Source organism: Corynebacterium pygosceleis, assembly GCF_016595275.2.
In the GTDB taxonomy this organism is placed as follows: Bacteria; Actinomycetota; Actinomycetes; order Mycobacteriales; family Mycobacteriaceae; genus Corynebacterium; species Corynebacterium pygosceleis.
The window spans coordinates 432,714-452,644 of sequence record NZ_JAENIQ020000002.1; the positions used below are offsets into that span (position 1 = coordinate 432,714).

Consider the following 19,931-nt stretch of genomic DNA (forward strand, 5'->3'; position numbering starts at 1 on the left):
CGGGGATCAGGTCTGGAGGAAACTCAGCACGAGCCACGTGACCATAGCGGACGGCAGCAGCCCGTCCAACCGGTCCATCAGACCACCGTGTCCGGGAAGAAGCGTCGACATGTCCTTGATTCCCAGTTCCCGCTTGAACTGGCTCTCGACGAGGTCCCCCAGGGTCGCGCAGATGACCAGTCCCGGCCCGAGGAGCAGTCCACGCCACCAGATGTCATCGAGGAGGAAGTGGACGAGAAGTACACCTGACACCGTCCCGAGGAGAAGGGAACCGGCGAAACCCTCCCAGGACTTCTTCGGGCTGACCGCGGGCGCCATGGGGTGTGCGCCGAACAGGACGCCGAAGATGAAACCGCCGATGTCGGAGGCGATGACGCAGACCATGAACGTGACGATGAACATCTGCCCCGGAACCCCCTCCCGGGTGATCAGGGACAGCATGGCCGCGAACGACGCGAACAGGGGGATCCAGGTGAGGACGAAGATCCCGAGCGAGGTGTCCCGCAGATAGTTCTGCGGTGCGGTGTTCGCACCGTGGTGGAACAACCGGCCGAACATCAACGCGAGCACGCTCACCACGAAGCCGGCGACCAGCCCCTTGGTGCCGAACGGCCACGACAACCACAGCATCAGCTGTCCCCCGGCGAGAAGAATCACGCGGGGGATGACGTATCCGCTCTCCTTCAACCGGGAATGGACCTCCCAGGTCGCGACGGCCACCGCAGCGGCGACCGCCGGATACCAGCCGAAGGGGACGACGAAGATCATCAGCAGAACGAGGGCACCGAGGCCGACACCGACACCGACGGCCTTCTTCAGGTCCCGCCCCGCCGAGTTCCGGGGTTTGGGCAGGTGATCGAGCCCGAGTGCACGGAGAGAGTCGGTGACGTCACCGCTGCCCCCGCGCAGAGCACCGGAGAACAGATTCCGCACCGACTCATCCGGATCCGTGTCGTTCTCCGGGTCTTCGGGGTCGACGCGGACATCGGACAGCCGGGGATCCGGGTCACCGGATCCCCGTACCGCCTTACCGGCACGGTTCTGGGGTGGGGTGTGGTTATCAGACATGGTGGATCCGCACTGAGATGCCCCGGGGCGACACCGCGGGGGCCGTCACCGCCGCAGCGACCGTCATCCCGCCCAACGGGGTGTCGACGGGCGCGGCCGGGGGCGTTCTACCGGATTCGATGGTGGCCATCTAGACCTCCATCAACTCCTTCTCCTTCTTCTCCACGAGTTCATCGACCTGGGCGACGTACCTCTGGGTCGTCTTGTCCAGCTCCTTCTCCGCCGCGATGACCTCATCCTCTCCCGCGTCGCCGTCCTTCTGGATCTTCTTCAGGACCTCCATGTGCTTGCGACGCACGTTACGGATCGCGATCTTGGCGTCCTCGCCCTTGGACTTGGCCAGCTTGACCATGTCCCGACGCCGCTCCTCGGTGAGCTGCGGGACGGTGACCCGCAGCACCTGACCGTCGTTCGTCGGGTTGACACCGAGATCCGAGTTCCGGATCGCGTTCTCGATCTCGTTCATCACGTTCTGCTCGTACGGACGGATGATGAGCATCCGGGGCTCCGGGACGGAGATCGTCGCCATCTGCGTGATGGGTGTCGGCACACCGTAGTACTCGGCGACGATGCCGTTGAACATTCCCGGGTTCGCGCGACCGGTGCGGATCGTCGTCAGATCCTCACGGGCGTGCTCGACGGAGTTGGACATGCGCTCTTCGGCTTCGAGGAGGGTGTCATCGATCATGGTGGTTCGTCTGTTCCTTATGACTCGGCCCGCCCGCTCCCGCGTCCGCTGCCCCGCACCACCACGGTCGGTGGCACGGCGCGGCGGTGACGGTGCAGGCGAACTGGAATGGCCTGGACTGGTTTATTCTCTTGCTCCCGATAAATCTATCAGGACTGGACGAGGGTTCCGATACGTTCACCGGTGACGGCGCGTGCGATGTTCCCCTCGGTGAGCAGATTGAACACCAGGATGGGCATGTTGTTGTCCATGCACAGAGAGAACGCGGTGGCGTCCGCGACCTTGAGCCCCTTCTCGATGCAGTCCCGGGGGGTGATCCGGTCGAACAGCTCCGCATCCGGGTTCGTCCGGGGGTCGGAGTCGTAGACCCCGTCGACGCCCTTCGCCATCAGAAGGACCTCACAGTCGATCTCCAGGGCGCGCTGGGCCGCGGTCGTGTCCGTGGAGAAGTACGGCATACCCATACCCGCACCGAAGATGACGACCCGCCCCTTCTCCAGGTGACGCTTCGCGCGCAACGGAAGATAGGGCTCGGCGACCTGCGCCATGTTGATCGCCGTCTGGACGCGGCAGTCGATACCGAGCTGCACGAGGAAATCCTGGAGGGCGAGACAGTTCATCACGGTGCCGAGCATGCCCATGTAGTCGGAGCGGGCACGGTCCATGCCACGCTGCTGGAGCTGTGCCCCCCGGAAGAAGTTGCCGCCACCGATGACGACGGCCACCTCGGTTCCGTTCTGCACGACGCCCGCGATCTGGCGGGCGACGTTCTCCACGACGTCCGGATCGATGCCGACCTTGCCGCCGCCGAACATCTCCCCCCCGAGCTTCAACATCACCCGTTTGAATCCCTGACGTCTGGCGCCCGCTTCATCGGCCATGCCGCACTGTCCTTCCGTTGTGGTTCGTGCCTTCGTTGTTCTACCACCGGCCGATCTTACCTGAGCCACAGGCGGCACCACGATGCGGACGACGCACCACCACCCGAAACCGCCCGCACCGTCCACCGACGGTGGCGACGAAGAGACGAACCCCCGGTCCCGGCAACCGGGATCGGGGGTTCGTCGGAGGAACGGCGGCTGCTAGTGCTGGCCGACCTCGTAGCGGACGAAACCGGTGAGGGTGACGCCGGCCTCCTCCATGATGGTCTTGACGGTCTTCTTGTTGTCCGTCACGGAAGCCTGCTCGTTGAGGCAGACATCCTTGAAGAAGCCGTTGAGACGTCCCTCGACGATCTTGGGCAGAGCCTTCTCCGGCTTGCCCTCCTCGCGGGAGATGGTCTCGGCGATGGTGCGCTCCTTCTCCACGACGTCGGCGGGGACGTCCTCGCGGTTGAGGTAGCTGGCCTTCATCGCGGCGACCTGCATGGCGGCGACGCGGGCGGCCTCAGCGGCCTCCTCACCTTCGCCGGTGTAGGCGACGAGAACGCCGACCGCCGGGGGAAGGTCAGCGGCACGGTGGTGCAGGTAGACGGCGACGTTGTCGCCCTCGACGGTGACGGCGCGACGCAGTTCCAGCTTCTCGCCGATCTTGGCGGAGAGCTGCTGGATGGCCTCGTCGGCGGTGGAACCGTCGACCGGGGCGTTCCGGAGCTCCTCCGGGGTGTTGGCCTTCACGGAGGCGGCGGCCTCGGCGATCTTGGCGGCGAAAGCCTTGAACTCGTCGTTCTTGGCGACGAAGTCGGTCTCGGAGTTGATCTCGACCATGGTGTTGCCGGAGACGGCGATGAGACCCTCGGCGGCGGTGCGCTCGGCACGCTTGCCCACGTCCTTGGCGCCCTTGATGCGCAGGAACTCGATGGCCTTGTCGAAGTCGCCGTCGTGTTCCGCGAGGGCCTTCTTGCAGGCCATCATGCCGGAGCCCGTGATGTCACGGAGCTTCTTGACGTCTGCAGCGGTGTAGTTCGCCATTATGGGGCGATCCTCCTTGATTGGTTATGAAAGTAGAAATCTGTGCGGTGACGTTCGTCGTGGACGAGCTTAGCCAAACGCCGGCGCTCTGTGTGCCGGACGTGGGGCATCCGCGACGCCCGGAATCCCCCTCGGGTTTCCAGTGTGCCTGACCACCGGCCGGTTCCGCAGCCTTCCGGCGCAGCCGGAGTTACCGGGTCCGACACGAAACCCCCGCGCCTTGGTCCTCCCCGGCCCCCGACCACGGGGGTGGTCGGTTGATGCGCACGGCGGCGGAGAGATCTCCGGCTCCACGCGGTGGCTGGGTCGCGGCGAGGGGGTTCAGGTGGCCTGACGGAGGTGGTGACTACTCCGCAGACTGCTCGGACGCGGCGGCGTCTTCCTTCGGAGCGGACTCCGCGACAGCCTCGGTGGCCTCGACCTTGGCCGCGACCTCGACCTTGGCGGTCTCCTCGGTGGCCTCGGCCTTGCTCTCGCCGGCGCTCTCCTTGGCTGCGGCCAGCTCGCGGTCGGAGCGGGCCTTCTTGCCTGCCTCGACGGCGGAGGAGATGATGCGGCTCAGGACGGAGATGGAGCGGATCGCGTCGTCGTTGCCCGGGATCGGGAAGTTGACGACATCGGGGTCGCAGTTCGTGTCCAGCACGGCGACGACCGGGATGTTCAGCTTGTGCGCCTCATTGACCGCGATGTGCTCCTTGTTGGTGTCGACGATCCAGAGCGCCGAGGGCACCCGGGTCATGTCGGCGATACCACCGAGGACACGCTCGAGCTTGGTGCGCTCGCGGGTCAGCATGAGGATTTCCTTCTTGGTGCGACCCTCGTAGCCGTTCTCGGCCGCATCCATGGCCTGAAGTTCCTTCATGCGGTGCAGACGCTTGGAGACGGTCTGGAAGTTGGTGAGCATGCCGCCCAACCAACGGTGGTTGACGTAGGGCATACCGACGCGCTCGGCCTCGGTGGCCACAGCTTCCTGGGCCTGCTTCTTCGTGCCGACGAAGAGGATGGTGCCGCCGTGGGCGACGGTCTCCTTGACGAACTCGTAGGCCTGGTCGATGTAGGTCAGCGTCTGCTGAAGATCGATGATGTAGATGCCGTTACGGTCCGTGAAAATGAAACGCTTCATTTTCGGGTTCCAACGGCGGGTCTGGTGTCCGAAGTGGACACCGGCGTCGAGAAGCTCGCGCATGGTCACAACTGCCATGGTGATGCTCCCTTTCTGTGCTCGGAGTTTCGGTTTTTGATTGTGCGGGTTTTCGTCCCGCACCCTGGCGACCGACACCCGACCCCTCACCCGCACACCGTCCCCACGTGAACAGGGGCGTTGGGCGGGACCTCGAGTGGCCTATATCAGGTTTCCGGCAGCTGGCCCGACCGGTCACGGACCCCGGGAAACGGGATCGGATCGATCAGGTGCGTCCGGCACGCGGCCGCGCGTAGTCAGCGCACCCGGGAACGGGCACACTGCTAACCGGTGATTCTAGCCCCGAACGGACCCGTAGACCAAAAGGATCGGCCGGCGGACCACCGGCCATCCACAACCGTGACACCAGGGGCCACATGTGCCACGTCATCCACACCCCGGGTTCATTTACGCTCCCCCGGACAGCGGGTCCGGAAGCATCGGACGGATGAGTATCCGACAGCACCACCGTCACGGCTCCCACCGAAAAGCCGCTGCGGGCGCCCTCACATCCCTGATCCTCCTGTGCCTGGCCGTCCACGGACGGTCGGCGGTGACCGCCGACGCCTGGGTCTCCCCCGCCACGGGCCGAGAGGCCCCCGGCCGGGTTCTCCGGCTCTTCGACCCTCCCGAACACGACTGGCTGCCCGGCCACCGGGGCGTCGATCTCGAACTCCCCCACGGTGCACCGGTTCATGCGGCCGGCGACGGAACCGTCTTCTTCTCCGGCACCGTGGCCGGAACGGGAACGGTGTCCGTCGACCACGCGGACGGCACCCGCACCACCTACCAGCCCGTCACCGGAACCGTGTCGGCGGGCGACACCGTCCGCGAGGGGCAGGTGATAGGCACACTGGGCCGAAACCCGCGCGGGTGGCCGGGCGTCAGCTGGGGCGCCCTCAGGGACGGGGACTACATCAATCCGCTCGGACTGCTGCCGCGGCCGTTGATCAGGCTCAAGCCCGTGGATGAGCCTGCCTGAACGCCTCACCGAGGCGTGCGGTGGAGACGTGCGTGTAGATCTGGGTCGTCTGCAGCGAGGAATGCCCCAGCAGTTCCTGGACCTCCCGGATGTCCGCCCCACCGTCGAGCAGATGGGTGGCGGTGCTGTGCCGGATCCCGTGGGGCGTGAGCCCGTCCGCGCCGGCTGCGGCCGCTGCGGCGTGCACGATGCGGCGGACCTGCCGGGGATTGATCCGCCCACCCCGCACACCGACGAACAGCGCACCCTCCGCACCGGTGGCCAGATGCCCGCGCCCCTTCTCCAACCAGGCGGAGACCGCTTTCGCGGCGGTGGAACCGAACGGGAGGACACGCTGCTTATTGCCCTTACCCGTGACCCGTGCCGTTCTCGCGGCGAGATCGACATCGGCGACATCGAGGCCGCAGAGTTCGGATATCCGGACTCCGGTGGCGTAGAGGAATTCGAGCATGGCCGCGTCCCGGAGTTGCTCGGGTTCACTGGTGGCGTCCGCCGCCCCGACGACGTCGGCCGCTTCCCCGGGGTCGAGGACCCGGGGCAGGTGACGGGAGGTTTTCGGGGTGGCGAGCCGGGCGGCGACGTCGGTGTCGAGATATCCCTGGCGAGCGGCCCAGGAGCTGAAGGAACGGACGGCGGCGGTGCGTCGGGCGAGGGTCGCGCGGGCGAGGCCCGCACGGTGCGCGTCGGCGAGCCACGTCCGCAGCGTGGCCTGGGTGAGGTCACCCCATCCGGACAGGGTGCCGAGAAGTGGAGCGAGGTCACTGCGGTAGGCGCGTACGGTGGCGTCGGAGCGGTTCTCCACGAGGGAGAGATGTTCGCAGAAGTCCTCGAGCGCCTCGGGTAGCGGCCCCGTCGGGGTTGTCCTGTCGTTCATGAGCCCTCCCCTCTGTCTGCACCGTGCGTCGACGGGGAGCATCTCCCGGCCGTGTACCCGGGACATGCGGAAGGCGGCACGATCATCACTGACCGTGCCGCCTTCGCATCTGACTCACCCATATGCATAACCCTAGCGCCTTCATCAGCCTCATCCAGGACTTGGAGGTGCGGACACCGCCCGGTGCGTGAGAAGCTTCAGAGGCAGTTGCTACAAGGAACCAGCCCGAACCTTGAAGCAGTAACTTAGGCTTGCCTCTGCAACTTTAGGGTTGGCTTCGCAATCGTGCAACCCTTTGGCTGAAATTTCTTCCGCCGATCATTCATCCGGTACGTCGCCACGACCGCCCATCCCGTTGGACCAGCCCCTTCTGCTGCAGGTCAACCAGGATGTGGACGGCCAGGGGAACTGTGATTCCGGCCTCCGCGGCCACCATTTCTGTGATGCGGCTCTCAGTAGAGGTGGCGTCGAACACCTTGAGTTCCATGTGACTCAACGACTGAATCCTGTCGGCGGGGAAGGCGAACTCGTACTGCGCCCGTACGTCGACGGTACCGAGCGGCTCGATGAGTTCCCTGATCTCCCCGGCCGTGGTGACGAGCTGCGCGTCCCCGTTGCGGATCCGCTCGTGACAGCCGAGGGATCCGTGACCGGTCACCGGGCCGGGTACGGCCATCGTCACGGATCCGAGCCGTGCCGCCCAGGTGAGGGTGTTGAGTGCACCGGAACGCCACGCCGCCTCCACCACCACGGTTCCACCGCTGAGCGCCGCGACGAGCCGGTTTCTGGTGAGGAAACGGTGCCGCGCCGGATGGACACCGGGTGGGTATTCGGAGATGACGGCACCCCGGGCCCCGTCACCGGCGATGCGGTCGAACAGGGCGGCGTTACGGGCCGGGTAGGTCCGGCCCGGGCCACACGCCGCGACCGCGACGGTGGGGGTCCCGTTCGCCAGCGCGGTCTCGTGGGCGACGGTGTCCACCCCGAGCGCTCCCCCGGACACGATGGTCCACCGGGACGCCGCGAGCCCTTCCACGAGCATGCGGGTGACCTCCCAGCCGTAGCGGGTGATGGACCGGGTGCCGACGATGGCGACGGATCTCTGCACGAGTTGTGCGGGCGATCCGCCGCGAACCCACAGAGCGTGCGGCGCCACGGCATCCCGCCCACCGGCCCGTCCGACGTGATCCCGCGCGGCGTCGGCGAAGCCGAAGGCCCTGTCCAGGGGTTCGGACGGCCATTCGTCATCGTCCGGGGTGATGAGCCGGGTGCCGTTCCTGTCGGCCGTGAGGAGATCGTGTGCGGCACTGTCGGTCCGGTACCGGGCGGCGGTCTGTCCGAGCAACGACCCGATCCACGGTTCCCTCCGCTTCACCCCGTGTGCGATGGCTTCGACGTCCCGGCCTTCGGCGAGCAGCTGCCGGAGCGGTGCCGAGGGGCCCTCGATAACCCGCGAGAGGTAGGCCCACGCGTGTCGCCGGGCCGACCACCGGTCGTTGACCGTGAGTGTCCCGCGCATCGGTTCAGTCATCGGTTCCACCACCGTCCACGACGTCGGAGTAGTCCAGGGCACGGGCCACATGATCCAGATCGGGGACGTTGCGTCCCTCCAGGTCCGCGAGTGTCCAGGCGACCCGGAGCGTCCGGTCGACGCGCCGCTGGCTGATCCGGCCCCGCGCCGTGTGCGCCGCGAGCAGTGCCATCGCCACATCATCGGCTGGATGTTCCCGGCGCAGCACCGTTCCCCTGACACCGGCGGTGAGCGTCGTCTCCAGCCCGGCACGCCGCCACCGGGCCGCCGCCCGCTCCCGGGCTGCGGCCACCCGTCCGGCGATCACGTCCGATGATTCCTCGTCCCCCGGTGTGATGACCGTAGACCTGGCCCGGGTCCTGACGTGGAGGTCGATCCTGTCCCGCAGTGGACCGGAGAGGTTGCTGAGGTACCGTGACCGTTCCCCGGAACGGCACCGGCACCGGCGGGGATCGTCTGACGCGCAGCGACACGGGTTGGCGGCCATCACCAACTGGAAACGGGCGGGGAACGTCACGTCCCGTCTGGACCGGAGGATCCGCACCGCACCGGTGTCGAGCGGAGTCCGGAGACAGTCGAGGATGCGGGCGGGAATCTCGCTGACCTCGTCGAGGAAGAGGACACCGTGATGCGCGAGACTCACAGCCCCCGGCAGCGGGCTCCCGCCACCGCCGAGCAGCGCCGCACGCGTGACACTGTGGTGGGGAGCGATGAACGGCGCCCTCGACACGATGCCGGTGAACGTCCGTCCGGCCACGGAGTGAACGGCGGTCGCCGCCAGGCACTCCCGCTCCGTCAACGGCGGGAGAATGCCCGGGAGGCGTGCCGCGATCATGGACTTCCCGGACCCGGGCGGACCGATCATCAACATGTGGTGACCACCGGCCGCGGCGATCTCCGCCGCCAGCCGGGCCTCCGGCTGCCCCACGACATCCGCGAAGTCCGTGTCCGCCGGAACCTCGGCGACGTCGGAACCGACATCGACTGCTGCGGTGAGGGCCCCGGTACCTGTCACCCACCGGAGAACCTCGTCGAGGGTGTCGGCGATCATGACGGGAAACGACGGAATCAGTGCCGCCTCACCGGCATTGCCCCGGGGAATGACGGCTCCGGTCAGGCCCGCCGCGCGGGCCGCGAGCAGACACGGCAGGACGCCCGTCACCGGGCGGACCGCCCCGTTGAGACCGATCTCCCCCAGCACCAGCGTCGAGGCCAACCGGTCATCCTCCGCCGGGACCGATCCGCCGGCCGTCAGGATCGCCAGCGCCATCGCGAGATCGAATCCCGAACCGGATTTCGGCAGCGACGCCGGTGAGAGACTCACCACGATCCGCGTACGAGGCCACGGCAGGCCCGAGTTCTGGCACGCGGTACGGATCCGGTCCCGCGCTTCACTGACAGCGGCGTCCCCGAGCCCGAGGACACTGACACCGGGTAACCCGCGCCCGACATTCACCTCCACGTCGATGACACTGGCCGTGACACCCCTGACCGCTGCGGTGCGGGTCCTACCGAGCGCCACGGTCGATATCCTCCCAGCACTCGATCGACCAGTGACCCGCGTGCGGGGTAACCAGAACCGCGTCGAAACGCACCGAATGCGCGGGATGCTCCGCCAGCCAGACAGCCGCAGCCCTCCTGATCCTGGAGAACTTGAGCGGCGAGACCGCCTCGACCCCACCGAACGACGCCGTGGAGCGGGTCTTCACTTCGACGAAGACGACGGTTCCGTCCGCAGCCTCGACAATCAGGTCGATCTCCCCTTGAGGGCAGGAAACGTTCCTGGCGAGGATGCGGTCGCCCTTGGACGTGTAGTGCCGGGCGGCGGCTTCTTCACCGGCACGACCGAGTTCAGCGGGTGTGGGAATGGACATTCGGGTGACTCCCGGAGGATCGATGATGTGGTTTCCTCCCCCGTCTTATGCAACGGAGGTGGCTGACCTCACCGTCCCCGAAACACGCGCGTCGGACATTCCTCATGACCAGTCGCTGTGCACAACACGCCGGAACCGGTGGTTGTCCACCGGCGTTCGGGAACGACATGACGCAGTCTCTTAGGCCAAACTAGCTATCCACCACTACTGCACCCACAACACCTTGCCTCGAAGATATCCACATACATTAAACCCCAAACCACTGGACAATCCGTGGGCTCACAAGCCAAAACAAAAGAAACACAAAGTTCTATTGGTTTGGGACACTAAGATATTTCATTAGCTTGACAACCTTCACGACCATCCATTAAATTAAGTATCCGAGGTCACCTTTGACAAAACCCAAATCTAATACCCTACACTTATTTATCTAAAACTATTTTATATACGTATAATATGCAAGAAAAGAAACCTATTTCTTCTTGACGATACTCGCACCACACCTTCAGAACCCAAATTATATAACGGTCTACATAATCCTCAGATTCAACAAAATGGAAGCCTACCAATGAATAGAAATCCGATCACCAACTCTGCCAAAAAGAAGTGGGACGATGATCCCATCCGGTCAATAGCAGAAGATCGTCTCAACCGCGCCCCTTGGGCCAAACAAGCTGCTGAGTTAATAGCACGGAACCACAACCCAGAATCAAGTATTGTTTATGGAATTTCAGGCCCTTGGGGAAGCGGCAAATCCTCTATAATTACGCTTATTAGTTTCTACCTACTGGAAGTTCAAAAGAATAATAGATGGAAAGTTGTAACTTTCACTCCCTGGGCAACGTCGAGTACAGAAAGCCTGTTTTCAGAGTTTTTCGCAGCACTATCCACAGTATTGCCTCCAGAAAAAAAAGGAGACTCTACGCAATCTGATTACCTCATACTCGGATATCGCCAGCCCCTTACTATCATTAATACCGTACCTCGGTAAGGCGGCGAGTGATTTAGCGACGACACTTTCCAAACGCCTTGAGAAGCCTTGGGATATTGCATTCGAAGAAATATCGAATAGCTTTCGTGAATTAGATACACCGGTGCTCGTAGTTGTTGACGATATCGACCGGCTCCAAACCAATGAACTACTCGACCTTTTAAAAGTAGTCCGTCTAATTGGTCGATTTCCCGGCGTAGATTTCCTACTGGCTTACGATGAAGAAACCATCATAGAAACCCTTCGCGAATCTGGTCAAGGAACTTCTTCCAAAAAGCGAGCACGCGCATTCATGGAAAAAATCGTCCAGTATCCTCTCACAGTCCCACCGCTCCTTACAAATAAAATAATAAAAATACTCGACGACAGCCTCACAGAAATCGTCTCACCCATTCGGATCGAAACTAGCTTCGAAAAAACACGCTTTAATAAGATCATTCTCACTACAATGCCGAGACAACTAAGAACACCCCGGTCAATCGATCGATTCCTAGCACAGGTACGCGAGCAATTCTTCACCCAGGATCTCGATGAGATGAACGAGGTCGACCTCATACTAGCAACTTTCCTTCGAGTACAGTTCCCGGATGTTTTTGCGAAGCTACAATCAAGCAAAGATAGATTAACACGCGCACACCAACCACAATTTAGTAATTATCTAAATAATTCAGGAAAAGCATCCGATTTGGACTTTCTCGTAACAGGTCTTGAACTTGCTGAAGACCGCGAGGATGCTTTAACCGTTCTCAATACAATTTTTCCCGCCGCCTTTAATAATAATGGGCCAAGAGCAGTAGCACGCAGGTTTGCACACCCCGACTATTTTGATCGTTATCTAGCACAGACCATCCCCGACAACGACATTCGTGACTCATCTATCACTGAGGCATTGAAAACAGCGGCGAATGGGAACGATCAGGGTATTCGAGATTTACTATTTGACCAGAACGTCGATCGGAGCATGCTGGCAATTAGTAAAATACGTGAACGTTATCCCGACCATGGACCCAAGAAAAAAACTGAAGCAACCACGGGGCCTGTAAATCTTGAGCTACTGGGAATAGCGATGAAACTAATCGGAGAGTGTAGAAACGATCATCGAGTTTCACTAACCTCAAAGATTGACCAGTTATGCTATTGGGCCGCCACCCTACTGGATGGACTTCTACATTCCAGTCCAGAATTGTCGGATTCAGCCTTTTCCGAATCTCTATTGAAGTGCTCCGATACCAATCTTCGAATTGGTGTTATCATGATAACGAAACACGGTCATAGCCATATGACCCAAGAGGCCCAAACCGCTCTGGATAGAGTGATTAATAACGAGGCCAATCGCTTACTACCACACCTTTTAGACAGCTTGAAAAACGGCGACAATGCAGACGAAAAGTCCAGCATTCTACGCTATGAACTATTGGCAGCATCTAACAAATTCGAAGAACTAAAGAAAGAAATCGCGCACGGCTTAAAGCAGCAAGATTTCACAAAAGGTGATGTTGCGGCCAGGTTCGTCTCTTTCTTTTATTCCGCTGGCAGCCCTGATGTCCCAGTTGCCGCCTCATTCTCTGGGGACTTTTTTGCCGAGGTTACCGGCATCCCTGCCCGTTCTGCCGATTACGTGTCAACAGAAGATTGGCCGAATTTTTCAATAAGTCAACGTCGTTTATTCTCGAGCCAGTTCGTTGAGTAACAAACTCTCATCGACGTTTGAAGACTGCGGTCAGAATTATAGGCGGAAAGATTCCTTACCCGTAGCTATAGCAGGCCTTCCTCGATAGGTTTCCACCACCCCTCAATCATGCTCAGATTGAGCCAGAATCACGGGAGATCGAATTTGTAGTTCGGGACAACCGCAATTATATTAGCCGACCTGACAAAGATTGGTCCCATATATATAGAGATAAAGTTGTAGCTGGCAGCTCAATATCTTGAAGAGCCCGTAGCTCTAGCGCTTATCCAGCGGGAGATTCTTTATCTGAACGCAGTGACGAATATACGCACCGAGATTGGCTTGAACAACCTCTGCCGCTGGAACGGGTGACATTGTTACGCAGACCGGTCGGGGCGATTGCCAATATTGTCTCAAAATCGACGGGGTGAACACCTGAACCGTTTCTGTCTCCGTCGGCGGCGGTATGTCCGTTCATCTTGGTGACAGTCGCGATCCACAGACCGTCACGGGTGATTCACCGGCACCGGTTGAAAACGTTGTACTGTAACAATCCGAACACCCTCCCCACGACGGCGTTGCCCATCCCTCGGCCACACCTACCCAGCTCGTCGAACCGATCATGCAGTTACGATAGATCGGCTGCTGAAGGTTCCCGGAAAGGAATTGTTCAAGATCATGACCACGAATTCGGCTTTCCATTTTCGGACGAGTTAAGTAGCCCGCGATCCAGACCGGGAACACTTCATTGACCGCGTACAGGTGCAACTAGCGTTCAGCGGTCTGGCGCCAGTGAGCCATAATCGTTCAGCCCGTTAGCGGTCAACTAACCTTGCACGAGATCATCCTGAACCGGTAAAATGTCGCATTTTTGCTTGTCAAAACCCTAGATTCCCAAATTCGACCACCACCGGTTCACCCTGCAGATCCGCCATTGGTTATTGTTTCAGCCATCGGCTGGACCGCGGCTCGGGACTGATCTGCCGGGAATCGGTAGCCGAACTCCGGATCATCACGGTGAGCATCAAACAACGCGTTAGTGCGTTAGGTCTTGGCTCACTCGGCGTCGGTCACCGGGCAGACACGTCAATGGTAGTAGGGCTGACGGGAGCGATTCAACACCCGACAAGGTCGCCGCCGCCGAAGTCTCGCCGGCGGGGAGCTCGGCTCACGAGTAGGTGGAGTCTGGTCCCGGCAGATCATCTTGGGCGGTACGCCACGGCGCCGATCTATATTTCCTTCTCCTGCTCCAACAAGCCGACACGCCGGTTGGCCTCACCCAGGGCTTTCGACCACATGGTATTGGTTCCCAGTTACTCACCAGTATCGACGCGGTCTTAGCGCAGCCATCTGGTCAGTGTCATCGGGTGGTCCCCGACGTTATTGACACCTGCTCTACCGTGACGTCTGTGGTCACGGTTGCCAGCCACGCGTGCTACATCGTCACGGAGCTTTTCTGGGATCGGACCTAGGCATGGTGACTTCTTTCCAGCCAGCCCCCAGGTCGTCCATCTCGAGTGTCACCGGTCTTGTAGCATGTCCGTTTCATCAGACATGAGCAACGTGCTCACGCCGGAACCTTAGAACGCAATCCGTGCCATGCTGAGATACTCCGAAGGTGAGGCGTCGGCACTCCGGTATCCGCGCCGACGAATCCATGTCAGTGGGACCCCCTTGGGTACATAGGCCCGATGAGCACCTAGAAGACCAATCCCTCCCGAAATCGCTGTGCCCCCGGAATCACTCCGGGATGATCATCTCCGGTTTGTCGAGTTCCTCGATGTTGACGTCCTTGAAGGTGATCACGCGGACGAAGCGCACGAAACGCGCGGAGCGGTACATGTCCCAGACCCAGGCGTCGGACATGCGTACCTCGTAGTACACCTCTCCGTTGGCGTTGCGCGGGATGAGTTCCACGGCGTTGGCGAGGTAGAAACGGCGCTCGGTCTCGACGACGTAGGAGAACTGGCTGACGACGTCGCGGTATTCGCGGTACAGCGACAGTTCGACCTCTGCCTCGTAGTTCTCCAGTTCTTCGGCGCTCATTCGTGCCTGACCTCCTCGGTGCCGCGTGTGACAGCTGACGTTGACCCGGCACACCACTGTCGGTGTGCCGTGGCCACATTGGCGTAAGTGTAGCGGTGGACGGGGCTTGCGCCGTGGCGGCGCACCGCGTCCATGTGGGCGGAGGTTCCGTAGCCCTTGTGTCCGGCGAAGCCGTATCCGGGGTGTGTGCGGTCGAGTTCGACCATGATCTCGTCGCGTGTCTGTTTCGCGAGCACACTGGCTGCGGCGATGCACCGGGCGGCGGCGTCGCCACCGATGATCGGCAGGCTGGGTGTCCCGAAGCCGGGGACCCGCATGGCGTCGGTGAGGACGTATCCGGGCGGGGTGGAGAGCTGGGCGACCGCGCGGCGCATTCCGGAGATGTTGGCTTGCTGGATGCCCCAGCGGTCGATGTCGGCGGCGTCGATGAGGACGACCGTCCAGGCGAGGGCGGTGTCCTTGATCAGCGGTGCGAGGCGGGCGCGGAGCGCTGGGCTGAGTTTCTTGGAGTCGGTGAGGCGTTCCAGTTCGGGGATGGGGCGGTCCGGGAGCACGCAGGCCGCTATGGAGATCGGTCCGGCGCAGGCGCCGCGCCCTGCTTCATCGACACCGGCGACGGGGCCGAGGCCGTGTTTGTCGAGGGTGTGTTCGAGGGTCCGTGCCTGGGGCATCCTGCGGACCCGTACGTGTCGTAGGGTGTGGGACGCCACGTCGCTCAGTGCTGGATGTCGGGGTTGTCGACGAGTCCGATGCGGCTGATCGGCAGGATGATGGCCTGTACCTTGCCGCGGATGTTCTCCTCGGGGATGGTGCCCTGGTACTGGTCGCCGAGATGGTAGCGGGAGTCGGCGGAGTTGGTGCGGTTGTCGCCCATGACGAAGATGTTGTCCGCCGGGACGGTGATCGGTCCGAAGTAGGGGCCGCCGCAGGCCTCGGAGCCGGTGCGTTCGTCGACGGGGTAGGTCGGGGGCTGCTGGATGAAGAAGTCCTCCACCTGTTTGCCGTCGACCATGACCCCGGGGTCACCTTCCTGGCATTCGATGGTTTGTCCTCCGGTGGCGATGATCCTCTTGACCAGTGTGTTTTCGTCCGGGGCGACGAGTCCGACGTAGGATCCGAGGTTCTGGAGGCCCCTGATGGCGGGATTCTCCGAGCGGTGGGTGGTGAACTGTGAGTTCCAGGAGTCGGTTCCCTTGAACACGACGACGTCGCCGGGTTTGGGGTCACTGAACCGGTAGGTCAGTTTGTCGACGGCGATCCGGTCACCGGTGCAGCCCTCGCAGCCGTGGAGGGTGGGTTCCATGGACTGTGAGGGGATGAGGTAGATCCGCCCGACGAACAGCTGCATGACCGCGACCACGACGAGGGTGAGGACCACGACGACGGGGATCTCGACGTACCACGGGTAGGCCTTCTTCTGTCCCCGGGTGTCCGGGGTGGGGGCCTCTGCGCCGTCGGTGTGGCTGGTGCTCTCCCCTACCTGGAGCTCACGCGAGTTCGGTTCGGGGGTGGGGTTCGTCGGTTCGTTCACGTCGGACCACGTTACCAGCACCTTGACCCGGTCGACCGGTGGAGCACGCCCGGGAAAAGGGAAAACCACCCCATCTCCCGCCGGGGCGGGAGATGGGGTGGTCCGAGTGCTGCATCCGACGGCGTGTCAGCGCCTGTCGGGTGTGGGTCAGCGCTTCTCCTTGATCTTGGCTGCCTTGCCGCGCAGGTTGCGCAGGTAGTACAGCTTGGCACGACGCACGTCACCGCGGGTCAGTACCTCGATCTGGTCGATGTTCGGGGAGTGGACCGGGAAGGTACGCTCCACGCCGATGCCGAAGGAGACCTTGCGGACGGTGAAGGTCTCGCGGATGCCGCCGTTCTGGCGACGGATGACGACGCCCTTGAAGACCTGGATACGGGACTTTTCGCCCTCGATGACCTTCACGTGCACGTTGACCGTGTCGCCGGCGCGGAAGTCCGGGATGTCGTCGCGCAGCTGTGCGGCATCGACCTTGTCGAGAATATTCATGTGTTGATTCCTTAGCTTCTGGTGCTGGACAGAGGACCCTGGCGGCTCTTCCCACTCAAGTCGGGCGCTCGGCCGGTTCGTGCCCGGTACATGTGCGTCGTCACCGGGACACACCCGGTATGACAACTGCCCAAGTATGCCACCATCGGCGCGCGTTCACAAACCAGGCTGGGCCCCCTTCCGGTATCTCACGGTGACGGTGCCGGGTGGGCCGACCCCGTTTCCCGAACACATCGGGCATGATCGGATGCATGAAGAAGATGATGTGCGTTCTTGTCCTCGGCTCGACACTGCTGGCGTCCTGTGCCGGAGGAGGCGACGCCCCGGGGAACGACGCCGCCACGACGGCGACATCTGCTGGAGCGGCGGGCGCGTCGGCCGCCCGGACCCCGGAGTTCGACGGCGGGCACGTCTCCCCCGCCGAGTTCGCGGCGGCCGTTGACGGCGGTGCGACGGTCCTCGATGTGCGGACCCCGGAGGAGTACCGCGAGGGGCACATTCCGGGGGCTCTGCTCCTCGACGTCAACGCGGATGATTTCGATGCGCTGGCCGGGCACCTGAAAGAGGACGCGGACTACGCCGTCTACTGCCGCAGCGGGGCCCGGTCCCGCGAGGCGATCGAGCGCCTGCGGGATGCCGGGATCCGGCGGACCGTCGGGTTGGACGGCGGGATGAATGCGTGGCCGGGTGACGTGATTCCGGGCGAGCCGAGCTAGCCGCCGAACCGCCCCGGGGCGTCTCAGTTCCCGAAGCCGGCCTTCTTCAGCGCGTCCGCGAGTGACCCGCCCGGGGCGGGCCTGCCGCCGGCGTTGCCGCGGGCACCTTGTCCTCCGCCGCGCCCCTTCCGGCCGCCACGGTTGCCGCTGTTCCGGTTGCCGCCGCCCCCGCCGCCGCGCTGCGGTTTCGGTGCGGGCGCGCCCGGTTCGTCGTCGAGCCGCAGGGAGAGCCCGATGCGTTTGCGTTCGACGTCGACCTCCATGACCTTGACCTTGACGACCTGTCCGGAGCGGACGACGGTGTGCGGGTCCTCGACGAACTTCGTGGACATGGCGGAGACGTGGACGAGTCCGTCCTGGTGGACGCCGACGTCGACGAACGCGCCGAAGGCCGCGACGTTGGTGACGGTGCCCTCGAGGATCATGCCCGGGGTCAGGTCGGAGATCTTCTCCACGCCCTCCTTGAATGTCGCGGTGGTGAACTCGGGCCGGGGGTCGCGGCCCGGTTTGTCGAGTTCGGCGATGATGTCGGTGACGGTGGGCAGGCCGAACTTGTCGTCGGTGAAGTCGGCCGGGTTCAGGGAGCCGAGGACCCGGGAGTTGCCGATGAGGTCGGCGACGCCGAGTCCGGTCGCTTTCGCGATGCGGCGGACGACGGGGTAGGCCTCGGGGTGGACGGCGGAGGCGTCGAGGGGGTCCTCGCCGCCGGTGATGCGGAGGAAGCCGGCGCACTGCTGGAAGGCCTTGGGGCCGAGCCTGGGCACGTCCTTGAGGGTGCGGCGGGAGGGGAAGCGGCCGTGCTCGTCGCGCCAGCCGACGATGTTGTCGGCCAGCGTGGAGCTGATCCCGGCGACGCGGGTGAGCAGCGGCGCGGAGGCGGTGTTGAGGTCCACGCCGACGGCGTTGACGGCGTCCTCGACGACTCCGTCGAGGGTGCGGGCGAGCTGCGTCTGGTTGACGTCGTGCTGGTACTGGCCGACGCCGATGGATTTGGGGTCGATCTTGACGAGTTCGGCGAGCGGGTCCTGGAGCCTGCGGGCGATGGACACCGCGCCACGCAGGGAGACGTCCATGCCGGGGAACTCGGCGGCGGCGAGGCTGCTCGCGGAGTAGACGGAGGCGCCTGATTCACTGACGACGACGGTGGTGGGCTTGCGCCCACCGGCTTTGGCCAGGAGGTCCGCGACCTGGTGGGAGATTTTCTCGGTCTCCCGGCTGGCGGTGCCGTTGCCGACGGCGATGAGTTCGACTCCGTGGGTGGCGCACAGGTCGGCGAGTTCACGGACGGCACTGTCCCACCGGTTCTGCGGCTGGTGCGGGTAAATGATGGTGGTGGCCAGGACCTTTCCGGTGGGGTCCACGACGGCGGTCTTCACGCCGTTGCGGTAGCCGGGGTCGAGACCGAGGGTGGCGCGTTGACCGGCGGGCGCGGCGAGCAGGACGTCGCGGAGGTTGGTGGCGAAGACGTCGAGGGCCCCGGCTTCGGCGTGCTCCTTGAGGCGCATGCGGACGTCGAGTCCGGAGGAGACGTAGAGCTTGGTGCGCCAGCCCCAGCGGACGGCGTCGGCGAGCCAGGTGGAGGCGGTGACGTCGAGGTCGAAGCGGTCGGCGATGAGTCCCTGGTAGAACTCGTCGTCACCGGCGTCGAGGTCGAGGTGCAGCACGCCCTCCTTCTCCCCGCGCAGCAGGGCGAGGATCCGGTGGCTGGGCAGCCGGGTGAACGGCTCGGAGAACTCGAAGTAGTCCTTGAACTTCGCGCCCTCCTGTTCCCTGCCCTCGACGACGGTGGCGGACATGCGTCCGCGGCGGTACATCTCCTCGCGGACCTCGCCGACGAGGTCGGCGTCGGTGGCAAAGCGGTCGATGAGGATGGCGCGCGCCCCGTCGAGCACCTTCTTCGTGTCCTCGAAGCCCTCGCAGATGTAGCCGGCCGCGGCCACATCGGCGTCGGTGCCCTGTTCGGTGGTGAGCGTGTCGACGAGGGGTTCGAGGCCGGCTTCCCGCGCGGTGTCGGCCTTGGTCTTGCGGCGCTTCTTGAACGGCAGGTAGAGGTCCTCGAGGCGGGCCTTTGATTCGCAGGCTGTGATGAGCGCCCGGAGGTCGTCGGTGAGCTTCCCCTGTTCCTCGATGGCGGCGAGGATGGCGGCCTTACGGTCCTCGAGCTCGCGCAGGTAGCCGAGCCGTTCCTCCAGTTGCCGGAGCTGGGTGTCGTCCAGGCCGCCGGTGGCCTCCTTCCGGTAGCGGGCGATGAAGGGGACGGTGTTGCCTTCATCGAGGAGGGCGACGGTGGCCCGGACGTGGGCCTCCGGGACTCCGAGTTCACGGGCGATGGTGGAGATGATCATTCGCCTCAGTCTAGTGGCCGGTGCCGGGCCCCTTGAC

General features: G+C 63.3%; 18 protein-coding genes. 4 read left to right on the plus strand and 14 right to left on the minus strand.

Annotation, left to right across the window (positions count from 1 at the left end):
* Positions 1-6: 6 nt before the first annotated feature.
* The 5 genes from JIM94_RS05255 to rpsB form a co-directional block, all read right to left on the minus strand.
* Positions 7-1,068, minus strand: coding sequence for a phosphatidate cytidylyltransferase (locus JIM94_RS05255; RefSeq protein ID WP_200255496.1), 1,062 nt, complete (start codon positions 1,066-1,068; stop codon positions 7-9).
* Between the two features lie 130 nt (positions 1,069-1,198).
* Positions 1,199-1,756, minus strand: coding sequence for a ribosome recycling factor (frr, locus tag JIM94_RS05260; RefSeq protein WP_200255498.1), 558 nt, complete (start codon positions 1,754-1,756; stop codon positions 1,199-1,201).
* 149 nt (positions 1,757-1,905) lie between these two features.
* Entirely contained in the window at positions 1,906-2,637 is a 732-nt protein-coding gene (gene pyrH / locus JIM94_RS05265) for a UMP kinase (protein ID WP_200255500.1), read from the minus strand.
* Positions 2,638-2,838: 201 nt separating this feature from the next.
* Positions 2,839-3,666 (minus strand): translation elongation factor Ts, encoded by an 828-nt coding sequence (gene tsf / locus JIM94_RS05270; RefSeq protein ID WP_200255502.1) that lies wholly within the window; start codon positions 3,664-3,666, stop codon positions 2,839-2,841.
* A 346-nt stretch (positions 3,667-4,012) separates the two neighbouring features.
* A complete protein-coding gene (rpsB, locus tag JIM94_RS05275; protein ID WP_200255504.1) occupies positions 4,013-4,867 on the minus strand; it encodes a 30S ribosomal protein S2 in 855 nt (284 codons plus the stop codon).
* Positions 4,868-5,294: 427 nt separating this feature from the next.
* On the opposite strand from rpsB, the gene JIM94_RS05280 reads away from it, so the two are divergent.
* Positions 5,295-5,828 (plus strand): murein hydrolase activator EnvC family protein, encoded by a 534-nt coding sequence (locus JIM94_RS05280; RefSeq protein ID WP_200255506.1) that lies wholly within the window; start codon positions 5,295-5,297, stop codon positions 5,826-5,828.
* Here the strand turns inward: JIM94_RS05280 and JIM94_RS05285 are convergent.
* The 4 genes from JIM94_RS05285 to JIM94_RS05300 all read right to left on the minus strand — a co-directional run bounded on the left by JIM94_RS05285 (position 5,803) and on the right by JIM94_RS05300 (position 10,107).
* Positions 5,803-6,702 (minus strand): tyrosine recombinase XerC, encoded by a 900-nt coding sequence (locus JIM94_RS05285; protein WP_200255508.1) that lies wholly within the window; start codon positions 6,700-6,702, stop codon positions 5,803-5,805. The two genes, JIM94_RS05280 and JIM94_RS05285, sit on opposite strands and share 26 nt — an antisense overlap.
* Positions 6,703-7,024: 322 nt before the next feature.
* Positions 7,025-8,233 carry a DNA-processing protein DprA gene (gene dprA, locus JIM94_RS05290; RefSeq protein ID WP_234040212.1) on the minus strand — a complete coding sequence of 403 codons (1,209 nt, stop codon included), beginning with the start codon at positions 8,231-8,233 and terminating at the stop codon, positions 7,025-7,027.
* Complete coding sequence (locus tag JIM94_RS05295; RefSeq protein ID WP_200255514.1) at positions 8,226-9,755, minus strand: YifB family Mg chelatase-like AAA ATPase; 1,530 nt, start codon at positions 9,753-9,755, stop codon at positions 8,226-8,228. The genes dprA and JIM94_RS05295 overlap by 8 nt, the downstream gene beginning before the upstream one ends.
* On the minus strand, positions 9,742-10,107 hold the full coding sequence (locus tag JIM94_RS05300) for a YraN family protein (RefSeq protein ID WP_200255521.1): 366 nt from the start codon (positions 10,105-10,107) through the stop codon (positions 9,742-9,744). Before JIM94_RS05300 ends, JIM94_RS05295 begins: the two co-directional genes overlap by 14 nt.
* 568 nt (positions 10,108-10,675) lie before the next feature.
* Between JIM94_RS05300 and JIM94_RS11295 the strand changes: the two genes are divergently transcribed.
* Together JIM94_RS11295 and JIM94_RS05305 are read left to right on the plus strand one after the other, a co-directional pair.
* Positions 10,676-11,098: a P-loop NTPase fold protein gene (locus tag JIM94_RS11295; protein ID WP_200255523.1), complete on the plus strand. Its 423-nt coding sequence runs from the start codon at positions 10,676-10,678 to the stop codon at positions 11,096-11,098.
* A complete protein-coding gene (locus JIM94_RS05305; RefSeq protein ID WP_336296540.1) occupies positions 11,082-12,788 on the plus strand; it encodes a P-loop NTPase fold protein in 1,707 nt (568 codons plus the stop codon). Before JIM94_RS11295 ends, JIM94_RS05305 begins: the two co-directional genes overlap by 17 nt.
* Before the next feature lie 1,719 nt (positions 12,789-14,507).
* Here the strand turns inward: JIM94_RS05305 and JIM94_RS05310 are convergent.
* The 4 genes from JIM94_RS05310 to rplS form a co-directional block, all read right to left on the minus strand.
* Positions 14,508-14,813: a DUF2469 domain-containing protein gene (locus JIM94_RS05310; RefSeq protein ID WP_198736179.1), complete on the minus strand. Its 306-nt coding sequence runs from the start codon at positions 14,811-14,813 to the stop codon at positions 14,508-14,510.
* Positions 14,810-15,484: a ribonuclease HII gene (locus tag JIM94_RS05315; RefSeq protein WP_200255525.1), complete on the minus strand. Its 675-nt coding sequence runs from the start codon at positions 15,482-15,484 to the stop codon at positions 14,810-14,812. The genes JIM94_RS05310 and JIM94_RS05315 overlap by 4 nt, the downstream gene beginning before the upstream one ends.
* A gap of 44 nt (positions 15,485-15,528) precedes the next feature.
* A complete protein-coding gene (gene lepB, locus JIM94_RS05320; RefSeq protein WP_248085597.1) occupies positions 15,529-16,344 on the minus strand; it encodes a signal peptidase I in 816 nt (271 codons plus the stop codon).
* A 147-nt stretch (positions 16,345-16,491) separates the two neighbouring features.
* Positions 16,492-16,833: a 50S ribosomal protein L19 gene (gene rplS, locus JIM94_RS05325; RefSeq protein WP_200255527.1), complete on the minus strand. Its 342-nt coding sequence runs from the start codon at positions 16,831-16,833 to the stop codon at positions 16,492-16,494.
* 239 nt (positions 16,834-17,072) lie between these two features.
* Here rplS and JIM94_RS05330 point away from each other — a divergent pair, with 239 nt between their 5' ends.
* Complete coding sequence (locus JIM94_RS05330; RefSeq protein ID WP_200255529.1) at positions 17,073-17,549, plus strand: rhodanese-like domain-containing protein; 477 nt, start codon at positions 17,073-17,075, stop codon at positions 17,547-17,549.
* A 23-nt stretch (positions 17,550-17,572) separates the two neighbouring features.
* On the opposite strand, the gene JIM94_RS05335 is transcribed toward JIM94_RS05330, so the two are convergent.
* Positions 17,573-19,894 carry a Tex family protein gene (locus JIM94_RS05335; protein WP_200255531.1) on the minus strand — a complete coding sequence of 774 codons (2,322 nt, stop codon included), beginning with the start codon at positions 19,892-19,894 and terminating at the stop codon, positions 17,573-17,575.
* Positions 19,895-19,931 lie beyond the last annotated feature (37 nt).